Below are 16,474 nucleotides of genomic sequence, written 5' to 3' on the forward strand. Positions count from 1 at the left end.
TTGTGGGCCACGTTGAGCTTGCCGTCGGCGAACCACTTCGCGAAGGGCGGGTTCGACCAGTCCAGGGTCTGGGTCGGCTCGACGGCCCAGTCCAGACGGCGGGCCTGCTCGGCCCAGAAGCCCAGACGGTCCTCGGAGGCCCGCGTGTAGGCGTCCGCGGTGACGTTGGCGGCTGCGGCGAGCTCTGCCGGCGGGGCGAAGCGCCGCTCCTCCTTGAGCAGGTTGGCCAGGCTCTCGTTGCTCAACGGTTCTCTCCTCGTGGTGATGCGGGTCCGGACGGTGCCGGGATGGTGCGGTGGTTCGGGGACGCGGTGGTTCGGTTGTGCGGTGGTTCGGTACTGCGGTGGTTCGTCGTGCGGTGGTTCGGTCGTGCAGTGGTTCGGTCGTGGCGTGTTCGGCGGTGCGGTGGGCACTCGGTACGGGTGCGGTGGGCACTCGGTACGGGAGGCTCCGCGATGCGGTGGTTCTCGGTGCGGTGGTTCTCGGTGCGCGGACGACGCCGCGTCGACCGACGGAGGCGGATCCGGGCAAACCGCACGGAACAGCCGGGCAGCACGCCACCGGCCACGGCCAACCTAGGCCGGGTAGCGCCGCCGGGACATGACGGCCGGTACCGAAAGGTCTGGCCCGGCCACCCGGTGTCGAAGCCCACCGCTGGTCCCCACCGTCAGCCCCCGCCCGTCGATCCCCGTTGATCCCCCCCCGGGCCCCCGCGATGACAGGACGCTTACGCGCCGATGACACGCGCGCGCGAGAATCGGCGGGCGAGCGGCCGGCCGCTCCGGTTCCACCCCGCGGGGCTTCCCTCCCCCGGTCCCGACACCTGTCGGCCGGGGCCGCGGATCGCTTCGACGACGGACAGTCCTGATGCACATGGCAGCGATACCCACGGTGTTCGATCTCGCGGGAGCGGGCAGCCGCCCCGCCCTGCACGGACGGGAACGCGAGTCGCACGCGCTGCGGGAACTCCTCGCAGCCCCCGGCGAGGGCTGTGTCTCCGTGCTGCTCCGCGGCGACTGGGGCATCGGGAAGACGGCGCTGCTGCGCGAGGTGCTGTCGCAGGCCCGCCGGCAGCAGGACGTCCTCGTGCTGTCGGCCTCGGTCGACCCGCTGGAGCGGGAGGCGCCGTTCGCCATGGTCCGTCAGCTCTTCGAGAGCCCCGGCGCCCCGCCCGGCCCCGATCTGCCCGGTCCCGATCTGCCCGCTGCCGCAACGACGGCGACGATGACGATGACGAGAACAGCGACCACGGCGACCACAGCAACAACAGCAACAACAGCGGCGACGGCCACGGAGGCGGAGGCAGCGCTGCTCGGCGCGTCCTACCGGCACGTGGCCCGGCTCGCCGGGCACGGCCGGCTGGTGCTGGCCGTCGACGACCTCCAGCGGGCCGATCCCGGCTCCCTGCGCTGGCTGCGCTACCTGCTGTGCCGCGGCGCCGACCTGCCCCTGGTCGTGCTCGCCGTGCTCGGCGAGGAGGGGACGCACCCGAACGCCGGAGCCCTCGCCGACGTCCTGCCGCTGTTCGGCCACCGGGTGACGCTGGGCGCCCTGGCCGAGGAGGCGGTCGGGGCGCTGGCCGAGGAGTCCCTCGGCCGGCCCGCCGAGCGCTCCATGGCGGCCGCCTGCCGCGAGGCGACCGGCGGCAATCCGCTTCTGCTCCGGGCCGTCCTGCGCGGGCTCCGCGAGGCCGGGCAGCACGACCCCGGGGCGTCCTTGGCCGCACGGATCGCCGAACACGTCCCGGCCGACCTGGGCCCGGCCGTCCTCGCCCGGACGGCGGCGCTCGCGCCGCACGCGGCGGCCACCGTCGCGGCCGTCGCCGTTCTCGGTGGCGAGCCGGGCACCGACCTGCTGGCCGAGGTGACCGGGCTCACCGAACCCGAGGTCGAGGACGCCGTGCACGGGCTCGTCCGGTCCGGCTGTCTGCAGCGGACCGGTGTCGGCACCGGTGCCGGTACCGAGTCCCGAACCGGAGCCGACTCCGAGCCCGATCCCGAGCCCGGGTCCGATCCCGAGGCCGGGTCCGGGGTCGCTGCCGGTCCCCGGGCCGGGGTGGCCTTCCGGTTCGAGGCCGTCGCCGCCGCCGTCGCGTCCACCGTCCTGCCCAGCCGGCGGATGGACCTCCACGCCCGGGCGGCCCGGTTCCTGCACGCGCACGGCGCCCCGGCCGAACGGATCGCCGCCCACCTCCTGTCCGGGCCGCCGGGCGAGCCGTGGGCGTCGCGGGTGCTGGCCCTGGCCGCCGAGCGAGCGGGCGAACGGGGCGATCAGGCGCAGGCCGCGGCCTACGTGCGGCGCGCCCTGCGGGAGGACGTGCCCGGGAAGGAGCTGGCCGGGCTGCTGGGCGCGCTGGGGCGGCTGGAGCTCGCCTCCAGCGTCCCGGTGGCGGTGCGCAGCCTGGAGCACAGCCTGCGGCTGTGCCGGGAACCGGGCGAACGGGCCGAGGTGGCCCGCAGGTTGGCCGGCGCGCTGCTCGCCCTGGACCGCCACCCCGACGCCGTGGAGGTGCTGCGGCAGGCCGGTGAGCAGATCCGGGAGGAGGACCCCGACCAGGCGATGCGGCTGGAGATCGACCGGCTCCACATCGACCTGACGAACGCGGCCAATGCGCCGCAGACCGTACGGCGGCTGCTGGAGCTGAACGTCCTCGACACCGGCGACCCCGGGGTCCGACGGCCGCTGGCGGCGCTGCTGAGCCTGCGTGAGGCCATGGTCGGCCGCTGTCCGCAGGAGGTGGTGAACCTCGCCGAACTGGCCCTGGGCCAGGGGGCCGACCCGCTGTCCGACGAGTCCGTCGTCTACTACGACGCCCTGATCGCCCTGCGGGCCGCCGGGCGGACGGAGACGGCGCTGGAGCTCGCCGACGCCGCCGTGGACCGGGCGCACGCCCGCGGCTCCGTCCTCGGACGGGTCCAGGCGCTCAGCGTACGGGCGCACATGGCGGCCCGTCTGGGGCGCCTGACGGAGAGCCACGCGGACGCGCGGTCGGCACTGGTGGAGCTGCAGGGGATCGGCATCGGGCCCGCGCACAGCTTCGCCGTCTTCGCGACGACGACCGCGATGGACTCCCTGGTGCGGCGGGGCCGGGCCGACGACGCCGAGCTGCTGCTGACCCGCGCCGGTCTGGACGGCGCGCTGAGCCCCAACTGGGTCAACGACCACGTGCTGATGGTGCGCGGACGCCTGCGGGTGGCCCAGGGCCGGCTGGAGGAGGCCCTGGCCGACTTCCTGCACTGCGGCAAGCGGGCCTACGCCCGGGGCATGGCCGGACCGGCCTTCCACTCCTGGCGTTCCGAGGCCGCGCTGGTGCAGGCCGCGCTGCGGCGCGGCGCGGGCGCCCGCTCGCTGGCCGCCGAGGAGGTCCGGCTCGCCCGGCTGTGGGGCGTCCCGGAGGCGGTGGGCACGGCCCTGCACGGCATGGGACTCGTCGTCGGCGGCCCGGAGGGGCTGGAACTGCTCCGCGAGGCCGTCGCGCTCCTGGAACGGTCACCCGCGCGCCTGCGGCACGCCCAGGCGCTGGCCGACTGCGGGATCCTGGCCCGCAAGGCCGGCCGGCTGCCCGAGGCGCGCGGCTTCCTGCAGCGGGCCGCCAGCCTCGCCGACGAGTGCGGCGCGACCGTGCTCGGCGACCTGGTCCTCGCCGAACTCCGGGCGGTCGGGGACCGCCCGCGCAGCCGGACCTTCCACGGGGTCGCCGCCCTCACCCCCTCCGAGCGGCGCGTCGCCGACCTCGCCGCCCTCGGCCTGACCAACCGTGAGATCGCCCAGCGACTCTTCGTCGGCCTGCGCACCGTCGAGGTCCACCTCACGAACGTCTACGGCAAGCTCGCCATCGACGGCCGCAGCGGACTGACGGCCGCGCTGGCGGGCACCGGGGAGCAGCCCGCCCCCACGGTCGTCGGCCCCCGCCCGGGCACACCCCGGGGACTGCCCCGGCCGGCGGGTGTCTAGGGCGGCGGGTGTCCAGGTCGGAGGGTGCCCAGGTCGGAGGTGCGGCAACGCCGGGGCCGCCGGGGTCGCCGGGGCCACCGGATCAGCTCTCGGTCGGCGCCGCCCCGCCCGTGGCCCGGGCCAGCAGGGTGCGCGCCCGTTCCTCGCCCGGGGCGTCACCGAGCCGAACGGCGGCGGCCAGGGCCAGGGCCGCGAAGTCCTCGGCCTCGCCCGGACGGTCCGTACCGGCGAGGGCGGCCGCGCGGGAGAGCAGGGTGCGGGCGTGCTGGGTGCGCAGTCCGCGCGCCTCGCACAGTTCGAGGGCGGCCCGGTACTCCGTGCGCGCCTCGTCGTGGCGGCCGAGGGCGGCCAGTGCTTCGGCGAGGGACCGCTGGGCGACGACGACACCGGCCGGACTCTCGGCCTCGCGGCAGCCGTCGAGCGCGTCGCGGGCGGCTTCCAGTGCCTCGTCGGGCCGGCCGAGGGCGAGGTGGGCCGGGGCGAGTTCGAGGGCGCAGCGGGCGGCCATGCTGATGTCCCCGGCCGCGCGGGAGAGGTCACGGGCGCGGCGGTTGTGGGTCAGGGCCTCGGTGAGGCCGTCCGGGCGTCTGCCCGCCACCAGCCCCCTGACGTGCAGCATCCGGTGGGACATGTCGGGGCCGGGCGGGGGCGGAACCTCGTGCGCGCGGCGGGCCAGGGTCCGCGCCTGTTCGTGGCGACCGGTCTGCGCGCAGGCGATGGCCTCCACCGCGCAGCCGTACATGACGGCCGCGCGGTCGCCGTGGCGCTCACCGACCTCGGTCAGTGTGCGGGCGGCGGCGCCCAGGGCGGACCAGGGCACGGACAGGTCGGGGTAGGCGGTGAGCAGCGCCAGCAGGCCGGCGAGCGTTGCCGTGTCCTCGGCGCTCACCGGCCGGTAGGGGTGGTCGAGGATCTGGGCGGCGACCGCGAGCATCGCCGGGAGCTCGTTGATCACCCACTGCTGGGCGCGGGCCTCGTCGGTGAACGCCGGACCGGTGGAGCCGGTGGTCGGGTCGACGGCACGGCGCAGGCGGCTGTGCGGCCACTCCGCGTGGACGGCGGCGGCCGTCCCGGCGAGGTGGAAGCGGGCGATCCGGCTGAGCACGCCCTGGCGCTCCGGCGAGGAGTCGGCCTCCAGCGTGCGGTGCCGGGCGAACAGGCGCAGCAGGTCGTGGTAGCGGTAGCGACCGGGTTCGGCGGGTTCCAGCAGTCCGGCGTGGGCGAGTTCGTCGAGCACCGCCTCGGCCGCGCGCGGGCCGCACTCCAGGACGGCCGCGGCGGCGGCCACGGACAGGTCGGGGACCTCGGGGATCGCAAGCAGGCGGAAGGCGCGGGCATGGTCGGGTTCCAGCGCCGAGTAGCCGAGGTCGAAGACCGGTTCCACGGCGAGGCTGCCGGTCTCCAGTTCGCCCAGCCGCCGTCGCCGGTCCTCCAGCCGCTCCGCGAGGAACACCGTGCTCCACCGCGGCCGGGCGGCCAGGCGGCTGCCGATGATGCGGACGGCCAGGGGCAGCATGCCGCTGGCACGCACCAGGTCACGGGTGGCGTCCGGGTCCCGGCGGCACCGCTCGGCGCCGGCGATCCGCTCCAGCAGGCCGGTCGCCTCCGCTTCGCTGAGCGGCTCCAGCGCGGTGCGGCCGGTCGTCGGCAGACAGGCCAGCGGCGCCCGGCTGGTGATCAGGACGGCGCACCCGGGCGTGCCCGGCAGCAGGGGGCTGACCTGTTCGGTGCCGGCCGCGTTGTCGAGGAGGACGAGGAGGGTGCGGCCGGCCAGCCGCGAACGGTAGAGCGCGGTGCGCTCGGCGCGGTCCGCAGGGATGTGCTCGGAGGCGACGCCCAGCGCGCGCAGGAACACCTCCTGGACGTCGTACGGATCGGCGGCCTCGGCACCGGCGCCCCGCAGGTCGGCGTACAGCTGGCCGTCGGGGAACCGCTCGCGCGCGGTGTGGGCCGCGTGCACGGCGAGGGTGGTCTTGCCGACGCCGCCCATCCCGTGGACCGTCCAGACGGTCGGTGCGGTCGGTGCCACCGGTGCTGTCGTTGCGGTCGGTGCGGTCGGCGCGGTCGGCGCCACCGGTGCGCTCCGGGGCTCGTGTCCGCCGCCGCCCAGGGCCCGCAGCAGCGCCGCGACGTCCTCCGTACGGGCGGTGAAGTCCGGTACGTCAGGCGGGAGTTGGGCCGGACGAGGCCAGATCTGGCGGTCGCCCTCGACCGGCCGGGCACCCGACTCGCAACCCTCCCCACCGACCGAACCGGTTCCACCGACCGAACCGGCTCCACCGACGGGACCGGCTCCACCGACGGGACCGAGCGGGCCGACCGCACCCACCGACCCCACCGCCCCGGCAGCCCCGGCCAGATCCGCGTCCAACGCCGGATCGGCGGTCAGGATCCGCTGGTGCAGACGCGCCAGGCCCGCCCCGGGATCGACCCCCAGCTCCTCGGCGAGCACCGCCCGGGCCCCGGCGAAGGCCGCCAGGGCCTCCCCCTGCCGGCCGCACCGGTACAGCGCCAGCATCTGCAGTTCCCGCAGGCGCTCACGCAGCGGGTGCTCGTCCGCGAGCGCGGTGAGCTCCGCGACCGCCGGGGCGTGCCGGCCCAGGCGCAGCTCCAGCTCCAGCCGCGCCTCCGTCAGCGCCAGCCGGTACTCCGTCAGCCGGTCGCGGTGCCGCTGCGCGCCGTCGCCCGGGACACCGGTCAGTGGCACCCCCTGCCACAGGCCGAGCGCCCGGCCGGTCAGCCGCAGCGCCGCCTCCGCCTCGCCACGCGCCTCGGCGGCCTCCGCCTCGGCCCGCAGCCGCTGCGCCTCGGCGAGGTCCAGCGCCCCGTCCTCCAGGTGCAGCGCGTAGCCGCCGGCCCGCGAGAGCAGGGCCCTCGGGGCGGACGGCTCCGGTTCCAGGGCGGCACGCAGCCGCGAGACGTGGTTGCGCAGGGCCGCCGGGGCGCTGGCCGACGGCTCCGCGCCCCACACGTCCCGCACCAGGTCCTCGGCGGTGGCGACCCGGCCGGAGCGCAGCGCCAGGGCCGCCAGGACGGCGCGCCGCTGCGCCGGGCCGGTGTCCAACTCCCGTTCGCCGCGCCACGCGCGGAGCGGCCCCAGTACCGCGATCCGCAGTCCGCCCATGTCCTCGCTCCACCGTTCCGTACTGCCCCGTCCACGGTGCCGGCCGGGGCAGCGGGTGGCCGACGCGCCGGGCGGCCCGGCCGCGGCGAGCCCCCATTGTCCCCCACCGGAGTGGCGCCCGGCCCCGGGCGCTCACGGTGCCGGGGCCCAAAGCCTTCGGTGCGCCCCGTCGTGCCGCGCGGCCCGGGCGGTTCGTAGCGTCACCACGAGGCCTGCTCCCCGCAGACCGGAACCGACCGGCCGGCGCACGCCGGCACCGAGGAGGAGAGCAGCGGATGGCCCTGCGCAAGTCGACGATGGTGAAGCAGGTGGCGGAGGCGGTCGCCCGGGACCTCCCGGGCGAGCAGCCGGTGGCCACCGTGGGCGTCCTGCGCGGGGGCAGCCCGTACCGGTACGCACTGATCGGCGTCTTCGACAACAACGACTGCTTCGTCACCCTCACCGACCGCTCGCTGGCCTTCCACGACGTCGACCCGATCCGGGTGCGCCCGCAGGGCCTGGCCCACCGCGTCCCGCTCCCGGACGTGGCCAGGCGGCTCGTCCCCCTCCGGCGCGGCATCTTCTGGAGCCACTTCGGCTTCGTCCTGCCCGGCGACCGCAACGCGACCCGCCTGAACGTCTGCCGGGCCTGGTACCCCGAACTGAACCGCCTCCTCGACGCCCTGGCCTGACCGGCTCGGCCCCGGCCGGACCTGACCGGGCGGCTTCACGCAGCCGCCGTACCGACGGTCAGTGCCTCCCGACGGCAGCGCCCCTTCCGAACTCCTCGCTGCAGGCCCCTCCGCCGTCTCCGTCCCCTCCACCACAGCCACGGCGGAGGCGAACGCCTCCGCGTTCGCTTCAAGGTGGCCCACCTTCGTGGTGCCGGTGAGGACGACCGCACGCCGGAAAGAAGCCGTGTGGAAGGCGAAGGGATGGCCGCTGCCGACGAGCCCACCGGAGGCCATCGGTGCGGTTGAGCAGGGGCAGGTGGGAGCGCACCGCTTCGGCAAAGACGGCACCCAAGCCGGCGTGTGCGGCGTTCGCCGGGAACCGGACGGTGTCGAAGACGGAGGCGCCGAGCGCGGCTCGCAGCGCGTCCTCGGATGAAGTCGGCCCACCAGAACGGTGGTGGGGGTGAGACTCTCAAGCGTCACGCCGCCTGCGGCTCCACCCTCTGGTCCTTCGACGTCGTCCAGTCAGCCGGTCCCAGGAACGCCTGAGTCTGCTCGGTCACGGCTCCTTCTCTTCCTTCGGGCCTTTCCCCTGACGGGGCAGGGCCCGAAGTGCTTGCTCAGCCGCCCGCGACGAGGGAGAGGTGAGCGGCAGCTGACTGGGACAGGCTGTCGAGGAGGGCCTTGCCCTTCGCCGCCGTTCCGAGGGACGGCTGTCCGATGATGCCGTTCTTCGTGTAGCCGGCCATTCCGAGCGTGAGGAGGTGCGGGCGCTCCGGAGCGGAGTGGTCGTCCTGCGCGATTCCCTCGCGGATGAGCTCCGGGGCACCGTGGAGGAGCAGCGACACCTCCAGCTCACCGCCGTGCATGTCCTCGGCGCTGCTGCTCTCCAGGCCGGCGGCTTCGCGGGCCCGGTGCCAGTCTTCGCGGACCGGGAAGAGGGCGACGCGCGGGCCTTCGGTGTTGGCCTCCTGGACCACGTTCGAGAGGACGTAGTTACCGCCGTGCCCGTTCACGATGAGCAGGCCGGGAACGCCGGACGCCTGAAGCGACCTCCGGATGTCGTTGATCACTGCGTAGAGCGTGGCGGCGCTGATGCTGACGGTGCCCGGCATGTGGGCGTGCTCGTGCGAGCAGGACAGCGTGATGGGCGGTAGGAGGAACAAGTCGTAGTCGGTGGCGATCCGCTGGGCGATCAGGCTGGCGACGACGGTGTCGGTGGTGAGCGGCAGGTGGTCGCCGTGCTGCTCGAAGCTGCCGACCGGCAGCACGGCGATCTTGGCGCCGCGTCGGCGTTCGTCTGCGGAGGTGGCGGCCGTGATCAGTGCGTCCATGAGCTCAGCCTCTCCCATCGGGCCGTCAGCGGTCGAGAGGGCTCCCGCTGCCCATCAGGGCCAGGCGGCCGGTGAACGTGGCGACTTCGGGTACGGTGCTCCACCGCTGGAGGGCCTGGCCTGCGGCGGACAGTTCGGACATCGCGCGTGCCGATTCGGTGTCGATGGCGATCGACAGTGCGCGGTCGGCTGCGGAGGCGGCCTGCTCGGGTTCGCCGGACACCGCGTAGGCGCGGGCCAGTCGGGAGAGGTAGACGCCCTGGTCGTTGCGGTAGATCGGCGGGAGGACGCGGAGCTCCGCCTCGAACATGCCGACGGCTGTGTGCGGGTCGCCGAGTTCGATCAGGCAGTTCGCGCGCTGCATCTCGATGTAGGTCGGTGTGCAGTAGGCGAGATCGAGGGCGTCGTCGGCGTGGGAGTCGTCCGGCGCGGCCGCGACCTCGTGAGCCTCGTCGAACTTCGCCTGCGCAAAGCACTGGTTGCCCATCATCGCGTGGCCCTGTGCCTCCTGCTGTGCTGCCAGTGCCCGGATTCGGTGGGTGGCCCCGACCGCCCGTTGTGCCGCGCGGGCAAGGCTGACGGCCTTCTGGGCGCTGCGCTGGGCGGTGGCCTGGTTGCTCTTCCGGAAGAGCACGTAGGCGGCCATGACGTCGTCGCCTGCCTCCTGTGCCCACTCCATGGCGCGGTCCGACCAGTAGAGGGCCTGGTCGAAGTCCCCGAGGTCCTGGTTCAACCAGCCGAGGAACTCTGCGGTGCGGGCGCCGATGGTGAGGAGTTCGTCGCGGGCGCTGCCGCCGGCGTTCTGCTGGAGACGGTCGAGCAGCCGGACGTGCCGTGTCACCGCGTCCAGCGCATGGCGGGAACCGAGCAGGTTCGCGGCCCTGTAATGGCCGGGCATGACGCCGCGCAGCTGGCTGACAAAGAACTCGGGGTCGATCGGCGCGTTGAGGCCCTGCCCACGGGGAGACGGCTCCGGCGAGCGGCGGCGGGGCTGGGGAAGCGCTTCCTGCTCCCATGATCGGGAAACCAGGCCGAGCATGTGGCCCGGGATGTGAAGGCCGTCGGCAATCCGCTCGATGAGATCGATCTTCTCGATCCTGCGCTTCCCGGACATGACCTCTCCGACCCGGCTCGGGGTCATGTCACAGGCGCGAGCGATGAGCGACGGGTAGATCCCGGCCGGCTTGAGCAGACGGAACACCGCAGCGAAGTCTCGTCTTCGGCACGCGGCGATCATCTCCGGGTCGGACAGCAGGCCTGCGGGGAGCCGGTCAGGTACGCGCGCCTCGGTCACCACTGCCCCCGGCTGTCGATCGGCAGACGCTGTAAGCAAGTTGATTACCTGTGAGTTTACCCATGTTGGGTAACCAGCTTGGGTACGAAGTCCGCATTCCCTCCAGGCAACCTGGCGTCAAGGGCCGGAACGTCCAGGTTCAGGCCGCCCTTTGGGCATCGGGAGGCGGTGCACGTGATCAGCTCGGGGAACTCCCACGACGACTCCGAACCCTACAAGCCGGCCGACGGAATACCCGCGTTCGAAGCGAAGCTCGCGCGGCACAGGCGGTCCGCCGCGGTGGCCAGGAACCACCTGCGCAAATTCCTTCAGAACGTCCCGGGCGGCGCAGCCCTCATGGGCGACGGCCAGCTGGTGCTCGACGAACTGGTGGCCAACGCGGTGGTTCACGCGCGGGTGTCGCCGGGGCGCGAGATCGCCGTCCGGTTCGAAGTGGTGTGCGACCACCTGCGGATCGAGGTGCATGACGCGAGCAGCGAGAAGCCCGCGATCCGGCGCGCCACCGACCCGGACGACCTCTCGGGGCGCGGGCTCCACCTGGTGGAAGTCCTCTCCCTGGAATGGGGCTTCGAGCCCAGGCCCGAAGGCATCGGAAAGATTGTTTGGGCCCTGGTGGGTCCGGAAGGCGGTGTGGGATGAGCAGGCAGGCGCCCACGGCGGCGCGGTGCTTCTACTGCGGCGCGGAGCTGAGGAAGGCGCTGACCCGGACCATCGTGGTGAACGGTCAGACGGTCGGCGTCCACCGGTGGCACCCGCGCCGCGCGGGGGAGGTGTCGGGGAAGTGACGCGGCTTGGAGAGCAGGGTGGACCGGGCCCGGAACTGGTCCTGGTGGCCGGACGCTCCGGGCCGGAGGCGGCCTCCCCGTACCCCTTCCCGGTGATCGCGGAGGTCCGAGGCGTCACCGCGCCCGCGCACTTCAGCAAGCTGCCGGACGCCATGGCCGCGCTCCTGAAGACGCTCGACGCGCTCCCGCTCAGCCCGGACCAGCACGGCTACTTCGCCGAGCTGTTCAGGCCGTCGGAGGTGCAGTCGATCGGCCACCGGCTCGCGACGCACGGTGAGGTACGGGCTGGGGCCTTCCTCGACCTGACCCCGACCGTGGTCCGTCTGTACCCCGCCGGCCCCGGGACACCTCAGTGATCCGGCACCTGCGGGCCTGGTGGGAACGGGCCTCGACTTGGTGGCTGCTGAACGGCCAGTTCTCCCGGCCGGTGCGGGCCGTCTCGCCGAGCCGACGGGCCGCGCACCGTGACGCGGTGGCTTGGTATGCCGAGCCCGGCTTTTCCGAGGACCAGCGGTTGCTGCTCATGCGGCAGATCTGGCGGGAGATGGCCGGCGTCGATGATCCGCTGCTCGACTTGACCGAGGCGGAGCTGTTCCGGCGGATCTTCGGCTGTGAGAAGCCGGTTCGGGACGGCACCTGACCTGATCAGGGACAACTGAAGACGTGCCGGACCACCCCGGAACCTTGGCGGGAGAGTGGTGGTCCGGTGGGTCGGAACCCGATGCCGGTGGTATCGGGCTCCCCGGCATGTCTGTGCACGGATGGCCGGTTCGGTTCTTGGCCAGGGGAGTTGAAGAACAGTTGGACGGGGGCTGGGCGCTGAGCACGATCGCCGGACGGTGCCGGGCCGCATCCGCCTGCGGCCCGGCACCGTGCTCAGGTGAAGGGCAGCAGCAGCACCGGTGCCGAGGTGGGGTGCGGCGAGCCGCCCGCGGGTTCCACCGTGACGCCGATGCCCACCGCCCCGTCCAGCGGTCCCGACAGCAGTCGTGCGCCGTTCCCGCCGGGGAGCAGTCCGGCGGGGCGCATGGTGCCGGAGTCGTTGAACCACAGTTGGTAGGTGGTGCCGGCGGCCGGCGTCGGCAGGCCGGAGGCGAGGAAGGCGGCCTGGCCCCGGCTGTGGGACCACACCGCGGTGCCCACACCGCCGGCGGCACCCCCGGAGGCAAGGCCGGTGGTCGTCCGGGCGTCGGGTGCGGTCAGCAGGTCGGTGACCCGGTCCTGCTGGACCTGGAGGGCGGCTGCCCGGGCCCTGGCCTGGTCGGCCCGGTGGTGCTGCTGGACGGCGATACCGCCGGCCGAGGCGGCGAGGGCCAGGCAGGCGGCCAGCGCCAGTTTCGTCCAGCGGGGTGCCCGTCGCCCGGGGCGGGACGGCCCCTGTCCGGGGGCGGGCGCGGTGTGCGGGGCTTCCTGGCGGATGGTCGGCAGGGCCGCCATCACGTTCGCCTTCAGGGTCTGCGGCGGCACCTCCGACTGCGCGGTGCCGAGTTTGGCCAGGGTCGCCGCGAACTCGGCCACCTCCTGGGCACAGGACGGGCAGCCGGCCAGGTGGCGTTCGAACTCGGCGTTCTCGTCGGGGTCGAGGGCGTGCGCGGCGTACGCGCCGGTCAGGGTGTGCGGGTCTGCGACGTTCATGCTCCCACCCCCAGGCAGTCGCGCAGCCGGATCAGCCCGTCGCGCATGCGGGTCTTGATCGTGCCCAGCGGGACGCCGAGGACCTCGGCGACCTGCGGGTAGGTGTACCCGCGGTAGTACGCGAGCGTCAGCGACTCCCGCTGCAGTTCGGTCAGCATCCTCATGCACCGCCGGACCTGCTCGCGTTCCAGCCTGCTCTCGACCTGCTCGGCGACCTCGTCGAACGCCGGGGCGTGGGACGCCCCGGCGGCGCGCCGGTCCCGGTCGGCCGCGGCCTGCGCCGACCGGACCCGGTCCACGGCGCGTCGGTGGGCGATGGTCAGCACCCACGGCATCACCTCGCCGCGTTCGGCCCGGTAGCGGGCCGCGGTGCGCCACACCTCCAGCAGCACCTCCTGGGCGACCTCCTCGGACTGCGCCGGATCCCGCAGGACCCGCCGCACCAGCCCCAGCACCGGTCCGGCCACCGCGTCGTACAGCCGTGAGAACGCGTCCTGGTCCCCCAGGGCGACCCGGGTGAGGAGTTCCTTCAGGTCCGGGCCCGGACGGGCAGGGCCGGACAGGTGGACGACGGCGTTCATCCGACCACCCCGTCGGCACGGCGGGCGGGCGGTGGGCCCCACGAACGGACGGCGGACATCACGGGCCTCCCCACGACCCACGACCGGGACACGGGGTTCCCGCCGGGGCCAACAGAACCAGCTGACATCCCGCATTCGGAGCTGCTCACGGACCGGATTGCCCGCCGTTTCCACTCCTTCGCGCCACCAATCCGCCCGGGTGCGGAGTGCGAATCCCTGGTGGGCGGAGCGGTTCACCTCCGGGAGCGCACCGGCCGGGCCCATGTCGTTCGAATACGTACCGTCCGGGCGTGCCGCCCCGGCCCAGGCACCACCGTCTGGGTGTGCCGCCCCGGTCCAGGCACCACGGCCCGGGTGTGCCGCCCCGGTCCACGCGCGGCGCCGGACGGACCGCGGAGATCCCCCGCACGGACCGATCACCACGAATGAACGATCACGCCGCAGCACTCCCGGTTCATCCTCGCGATCCTGCTGCCGGTGCCGGACAACCACGTCGCCGGGGCCGGAACCGCCACCGTCGTACTCAACAGCGACGACACCGCCAGGGTCACGGTGAACGCCAGCGGGCTGCTCGACGCCCCCCACGCCATGCACATCCACGTCAAGGGCAGCGGCGAGTGCCCCACCGCGGACGCCGCCACGCTCCACAACGGCCACCCCGCGATCAGCACCGCCGACGGCCTGCCCGCCTACGGGCCGATCGGCACCTCCCTGACCACCAACGGCGACACCAGCCCGGCCAGCGCCCTGGCCGTCGACCGCTTCCCCTCCACCGGGACGTTCCACTACTCCCGCACCATCCAGCTCACCAGCGACGTCGCCCGGCAGGTCCGGGCGGACAACGCCGTCGTGGTGATCCACGGGATCGACTACAACCACAACGGCAGGTACGACGGCGTCCTCGGGCCCAGTGAGCTGAACCCCGCGCTGCCCCAGGAAGCCACCGCCCCCGCCCTGTGCGGCGCGCTCGACTGACCACCTCCCTCCCCCCGCCGGTCTCCCGCCGCACCGGCGGCGGTCGGGCACCGGTGGGCAGTCCCGCCGCCGCGCTGCACGGCGGGACCGCCCGTTCGCCTGTCGGCCCGTCGGCCCATCGGCCCGTCGGCCCGTCGGCCCCTCCGCCCGCGTTCCCTCCCCTCCGACCGTCCGCGCGTTCGAGGACTGCCACTCCTGCGGGTGAAGCGGAAATCCCACCCATCCGGGCCCCGGGAGCCGACGAATCGGGGCTGTGAGTACCGACCCGACACCGACCCCACCGCCATTCGGCCGACGCCCTGCCCGCCGTATCCGCCCGACCCGCCGCACCCGCCGCACTCAGGCCGGAGCGGTCACGGCGGCGCCCCCGGCGGTCACGGCGGCCGGGCCGACCGTCACGGCGGCACTGGCCGCGGCGGCCGAAGTGGCCGCCGCCGTGGCCGCGCTCGGGGCGGGCGAACTGGTCGCCGCCCTCACCGGCCCGGACACCGCGCCGGTCCTCGCGGTCGGCTCGGCGGCGATCGACCTGACACCGACTCCGCTCAAGGAGTACGCCGTCCGCACGTTCGGGACCAGCGACAAGACGGTGCTGCTCGGCGGGATCCACCTGACGATGGCCCTGCTCGCCGCACTGGCCGGGCTGCTGGCCGCCCGTCGACCGGCCGTCGGCGCGGGTGTCTTCGCCCTGTTCGGCGGGCTGGGCGCCTGGGCCGCCCTGTCCCGCCCCGGTGCCGGGCCCGCGGACGCCGCACCGGCGCTGGTGGCCGGCCTGGTCGGCGCGGCCACCGTCCGGTGGCTGACGCGAAGGCTGCGCGCCGCCACGGCGACGGGGCCGGAAGCGGCGTCAGGGCCGGAAGCGGCGCCCGAAGCAGGGCCGGACGCGGCGGCGGCACCGGTTACGGCGCCGGCTACAGCGGCGGATGCAGCCGTACCGGCCGAGGAACCGCCCGCCCCGCAGGGCCCCGGCCGCCGGTCCGTGCTGGCCGCCACCGGCGGGACGATCGCCGTCGGCGCGCTCGCCGGTGTCGTCGGCCGCACACTGTCGGACCGCCGCTACGACGTCACCGCCGCCCGTGACGCCGTCCGCGTCCCCCCGGCCGCCCGGCCGCTGCCGCCGTTGCCCGTCCCGGTCCACCCCAAGGTCTCGGGCCTGTCCCCGTTCGTCACACCGACAGCGGACTTCTACCGGGTGGACACCGCTCTCACGCTCCCCCGGATCGACCCGCGCCGCTGGGCCCTGCGCATCCGCGGGATGGTCGACCACCCGCTCCTCCTCACGTTCGACGACCTGCTGCACGAGCCCCTGGAGGAGCTGGACCACACGCTGACCTGCGTCTCCAACGAGGTCGGCGGCCCGTACGTCGGCACCACGCGCTGGCTCGGCGCCTCTCTCCCGGCGCTGCTGCGCCGGGCGGGTGTGCGTCCCGGAGCGGACCAGCTGGTCGGCCGGTCCCAGGACGGGATGACGATCGGCACCCCGCTGGAGTCGGTGCTCGACGGCCGGCGCGCGTTGCTGGCGGTCGCGATGGACGGTGAGGCGCTTCCCGTCGCCCACGGCTTCCCCTGCCGCAGCGTCGTCCCCGGCTTCTACGGCTACACCTCGGCCACCAAGTGGCTCGTCGACTTGGACGTCACCACCTTCGCCGCCTTCGACCCGTACTGGGTGCGCCGGGGCTGGGACCGTACGGGCGAGGTGCGCACCGCCTCTCGCATCGAGGTGCCGGCCCCGTTCGCCCGGGTCCGCGCCGGTGACGTCGCCGTGGCCGGCACCGCCTGGGCGACCCACCGTGGCATCGCCGCCGTCGAGGTCCGGGTCGACGGCGGGCCCTGGCAGGAGGCGCTGCTCGCCGCCGATGCCGGACCGGACTTGTGGCGGCAGTGGACCCACACCTGGACCGGGGCCACGCCCGGCACCCACCGGATCGAGGTCCGGGCCACCGACGCCACCGGCGCCGTCCAGACGGAGGAGCGGGCCGCCCCCTTCCCGTCCGGCGCCACCGGCTGGCACAGCACGGTCGTGACCGTGACGTCGTGACCCGCGTCATGCCCGACCCGTGACGCCCCCCGACCCTCACATCCGAGACCCCGGCCGGCCCGACCGACGGACCGGCCGTCACACCCCTGCCAAGGAGAACACCG

14 protein-coding genes are annotated in these 16,474 nt (G+C 74.5%); 8 read left to right on the forward strand and 6 right to left on the reverse strand.

The window, feature by feature from the left end; all coding sequences use genetic code 11:
• The coding region (locus tag ACFV0O_RS32385) for an acetyl-coenzyme A synthetase N-terminal domain-containing protein (protein WP_380347332.1) at positions 1-245 on the reverse strand (245 nt) is incomplete at its 3' end.
• Positions 246-873: 628 nt separating this feature from the next.
• Between ACFV0O_RS32385 and ACFV0O_RS32390 the strand changes: the two genes are divergently transcribed.
• Positions 874-3,954 carry an ATP-binding protein gene (locus ACFV0O_RS32390; protein WP_380347333.1) on the forward strand — a complete coding sequence of 1,027 codons (3,081 nt, stop codon included), beginning with the start codon at positions 874-876 and terminating at the stop codon, positions 3,952-3,954.
• A gap of 82 nt (positions 3,955-4,036) precedes the next feature.
• Here ACFV0O_RS32390 and ACFV0O_RS32395 read toward each other — a convergent pair whose 3' ends face one another.
• Positions 4,037-7,078, reverse strand: coding sequence for a BTAD domain-containing putative transcriptional regulator (locus ACFV0O_RS32395; protein WP_380347334.1), 3,042 nt, complete (start codon positions 7,076-7,078; stop codon positions 4,037-4,039).
• Positions 7,079-7,353: 275 nt separating this feature from the next.
• On the opposite strand from ACFV0O_RS32395, the gene ACFV0O_RS32400 reads away from it, so the two are divergent.
• Entirely contained in the window at positions 7,354-7,749 is a 396-nt protein-coding gene (locus ACFV0O_RS32400) for a hypothetical protein (RefSeq protein ID WP_380347335.1), read from the forward strand.
• A gap of 602 nt (positions 7,750-8,351) precedes the next feature.
• On the opposite strand, the gene ACFV0O_RS32405 is transcribed toward ACFV0O_RS32400, so the two are convergent.
• Complete coding sequence (locus ACFV0O_RS32405; protein ID WP_380347336.1) at positions 8,352-9,065, reverse strand: creatininase family protein; 714 nt, start codon at positions 9,063-9,065, stop codon at positions 8,352-8,354.
• Positions 9,066-9,090: 25 nt separating this feature from the next.
• Positions 9,091-10,359: a hypothetical protein gene (locus ACFV0O_RS32410; RefSeq protein WP_380347337.1), complete on the reverse strand. Its 1,269-nt coding sequence runs from the start codon at positions 10,357-10,359 to the stop codon at positions 9,091-9,093.
• Positions 10,360-10,527: 168 nt separating this feature from the next.
• Between ACFV0O_RS32410 and ACFV0O_RS32415 the strand changes: the two genes are divergently transcribed.
• From ACFV0O_RS32415 to ACFV0O_RS32430, 4 genes are read left to right on the forward strand one after another with little or no spacing between them, the layout of a single operon-like run.
• Positions 10,528-10,998, forward strand: coding sequence for an ATP-binding protein (locus tag ACFV0O_RS32415; RefSeq protein WP_380347338.1), 471 nt, complete (start codon positions 10,528-10,530; stop codon positions 10,996-10,998).
• Positions 10,995-11,144, forward strand: a complete 150-nt coding sequence (locus tag ACFV0O_RS32420; protein ID WP_380347339.1) for a hypothetical protein — start codon at positions 10,995-10,997, stop codon at positions 11,142-11,144. Before ACFV0O_RS32415 ends, ACFV0O_RS32420 begins: the two co-directional genes overlap by 4 nt.
• Positions 11,141-11,500 carry a hypothetical protein gene (locus ACFV0O_RS32425; protein WP_380347340.1) on the forward strand — a complete coding sequence of 120 codons (360 nt, stop codon included), beginning with the start codon at positions 11,141-11,143 and terminating at the stop codon, positions 11,498-11,500. The genes ACFV0O_RS32420 and ACFV0O_RS32425 overlap by 4 nt, the downstream gene beginning before the upstream one ends.
• Positions 11,497-11,784 (forward strand): hypothetical protein, encoded by a 288-nt coding sequence (locus ACFV0O_RS32430; protein ID WP_380347341.1) that lies wholly within the window; start codon positions 11,497-11,499, stop codon positions 11,782-11,784. The genes ACFV0O_RS32425 and ACFV0O_RS32430 overlap by 4 nt, the downstream gene beginning before the upstream one ends.
• Positions 11,785-12,020: 236 nt before the next feature.
• On the opposite strand, the gene ACFV0O_RS32435 is transcribed toward ACFV0O_RS32430, so the two are convergent.
• Positions 12,021-12,779, reverse strand: coding sequence for an anti-sigma factor domain-containing protein (locus ACFV0O_RS32435; RefSeq protein WP_380347342.1), 759 nt, complete (start codon positions 12,777-12,779; stop codon positions 12,021-12,023).
• Positions 12,776-13,360, reverse strand: a complete 585-nt coding sequence (locus tag ACFV0O_RS32440) for a sigma-70 family RNA polymerase sigma factor (protein ID WP_380347343.1) — start codon at positions 13,358-13,360, stop codon at positions 12,776-12,778. Before ACFV0O_RS32440 ends, ACFV0O_RS32435 begins: the two co-directional genes overlap by 4 nt.
• A 477-nt stretch (positions 13,361-13,837) precedes the next feature.
• Between ACFV0O_RS32440 and ACFV0O_RS32445 the strand changes: the two genes are divergently transcribed.
• Both ACFV0O_RS32445 and ACFV0O_RS32450 read left to right on the forward strand, forming a co-directional pair.
• Complete coding sequence (locus ACFV0O_RS32445) at positions 13,838-14,335, forward strand: hypothetical protein (RefSeq protein ID WP_380347344.1); 498 nt, start codon at positions 13,838-13,840, stop codon at positions 14,333-14,335.
• A 253-nt stretch (positions 14,336-14,588) separates the two neighbouring features.
• The gene (locus ACFV0O_RS32450) at positions 14,589-16,370 is read left to right on the forward strand and encodes a molybdopterin-dependent oxidoreductase (protein WP_380347345.1); all 1,782 of its coding nucleotides are present in this window, start codon (positions 14,589-14,591) and stop codon (positions 16,368-16,370) included.
• Positions 16,371-16,474 lie beyond the last annotated feature (104 nt).

This window comes from Kitasatospora sp. NPDC059577 (assembly GCF_042735475.1).
GTDB lineage: Bacteria > Actinomycetota > Actinomycetes > Streptomycetales > Streptomycetaceae > Kitasatospora.

Bases quoted from the DNA above. Each gene is read 5' to 3' on its own strand.
- ACFV0O_RS32420 (WP_380347339.1), top strand. From the start codon at position 10,995: ATGAGCAGGCAGGCGCCCACGGCGGCGCGGTGCTTCTACTGCGGCGCG.
- ACFV0O_RS32400 (WP_380347335.1), top strand. From the start codon at position 7,354: ATGGCCCTGCGCAAGTCGACGATGGTGAAGCAGGTGGCGGAGGCGGTC.
- ACFV0O_RS32395 (WP_380347334.1), bottom strand. From the start codon at position 7,078: ATGGGCGGACTGCGGATCGCGGTACTGGGGCCGCTCCGCGCGTGGCGC.
- ACFV0O_RS32390 (WP_380347333.1), top strand. From the start codon at position 874: ATGGCAGCGATACCCACGGTGTTCGATCTCGCGGGAGCGGGCAGCCGC.
- ACFV0O_RS32405 (WP_380347336.1), bottom strand. From the start codon at position 9,065: ATGGACGCACTGATCACGGCCGCCACCTCCGCAGACGAACGCCGACGC.
- ACFV0O_RS32440 (WP_380347343.1), bottom strand. From the start codon at position 13,360: ATGAACGCCGTCGTCCACCTGTCCGGCCCTGCCCGTCCGGGCCCGGAC.
- ACFV0O_RS32435 (WP_380347342.1), bottom strand. From the start codon at position 12,779: ATGAACGTCGCAGACCCGCACACCCTGACCGGCGCGTACGCCGCGCAC.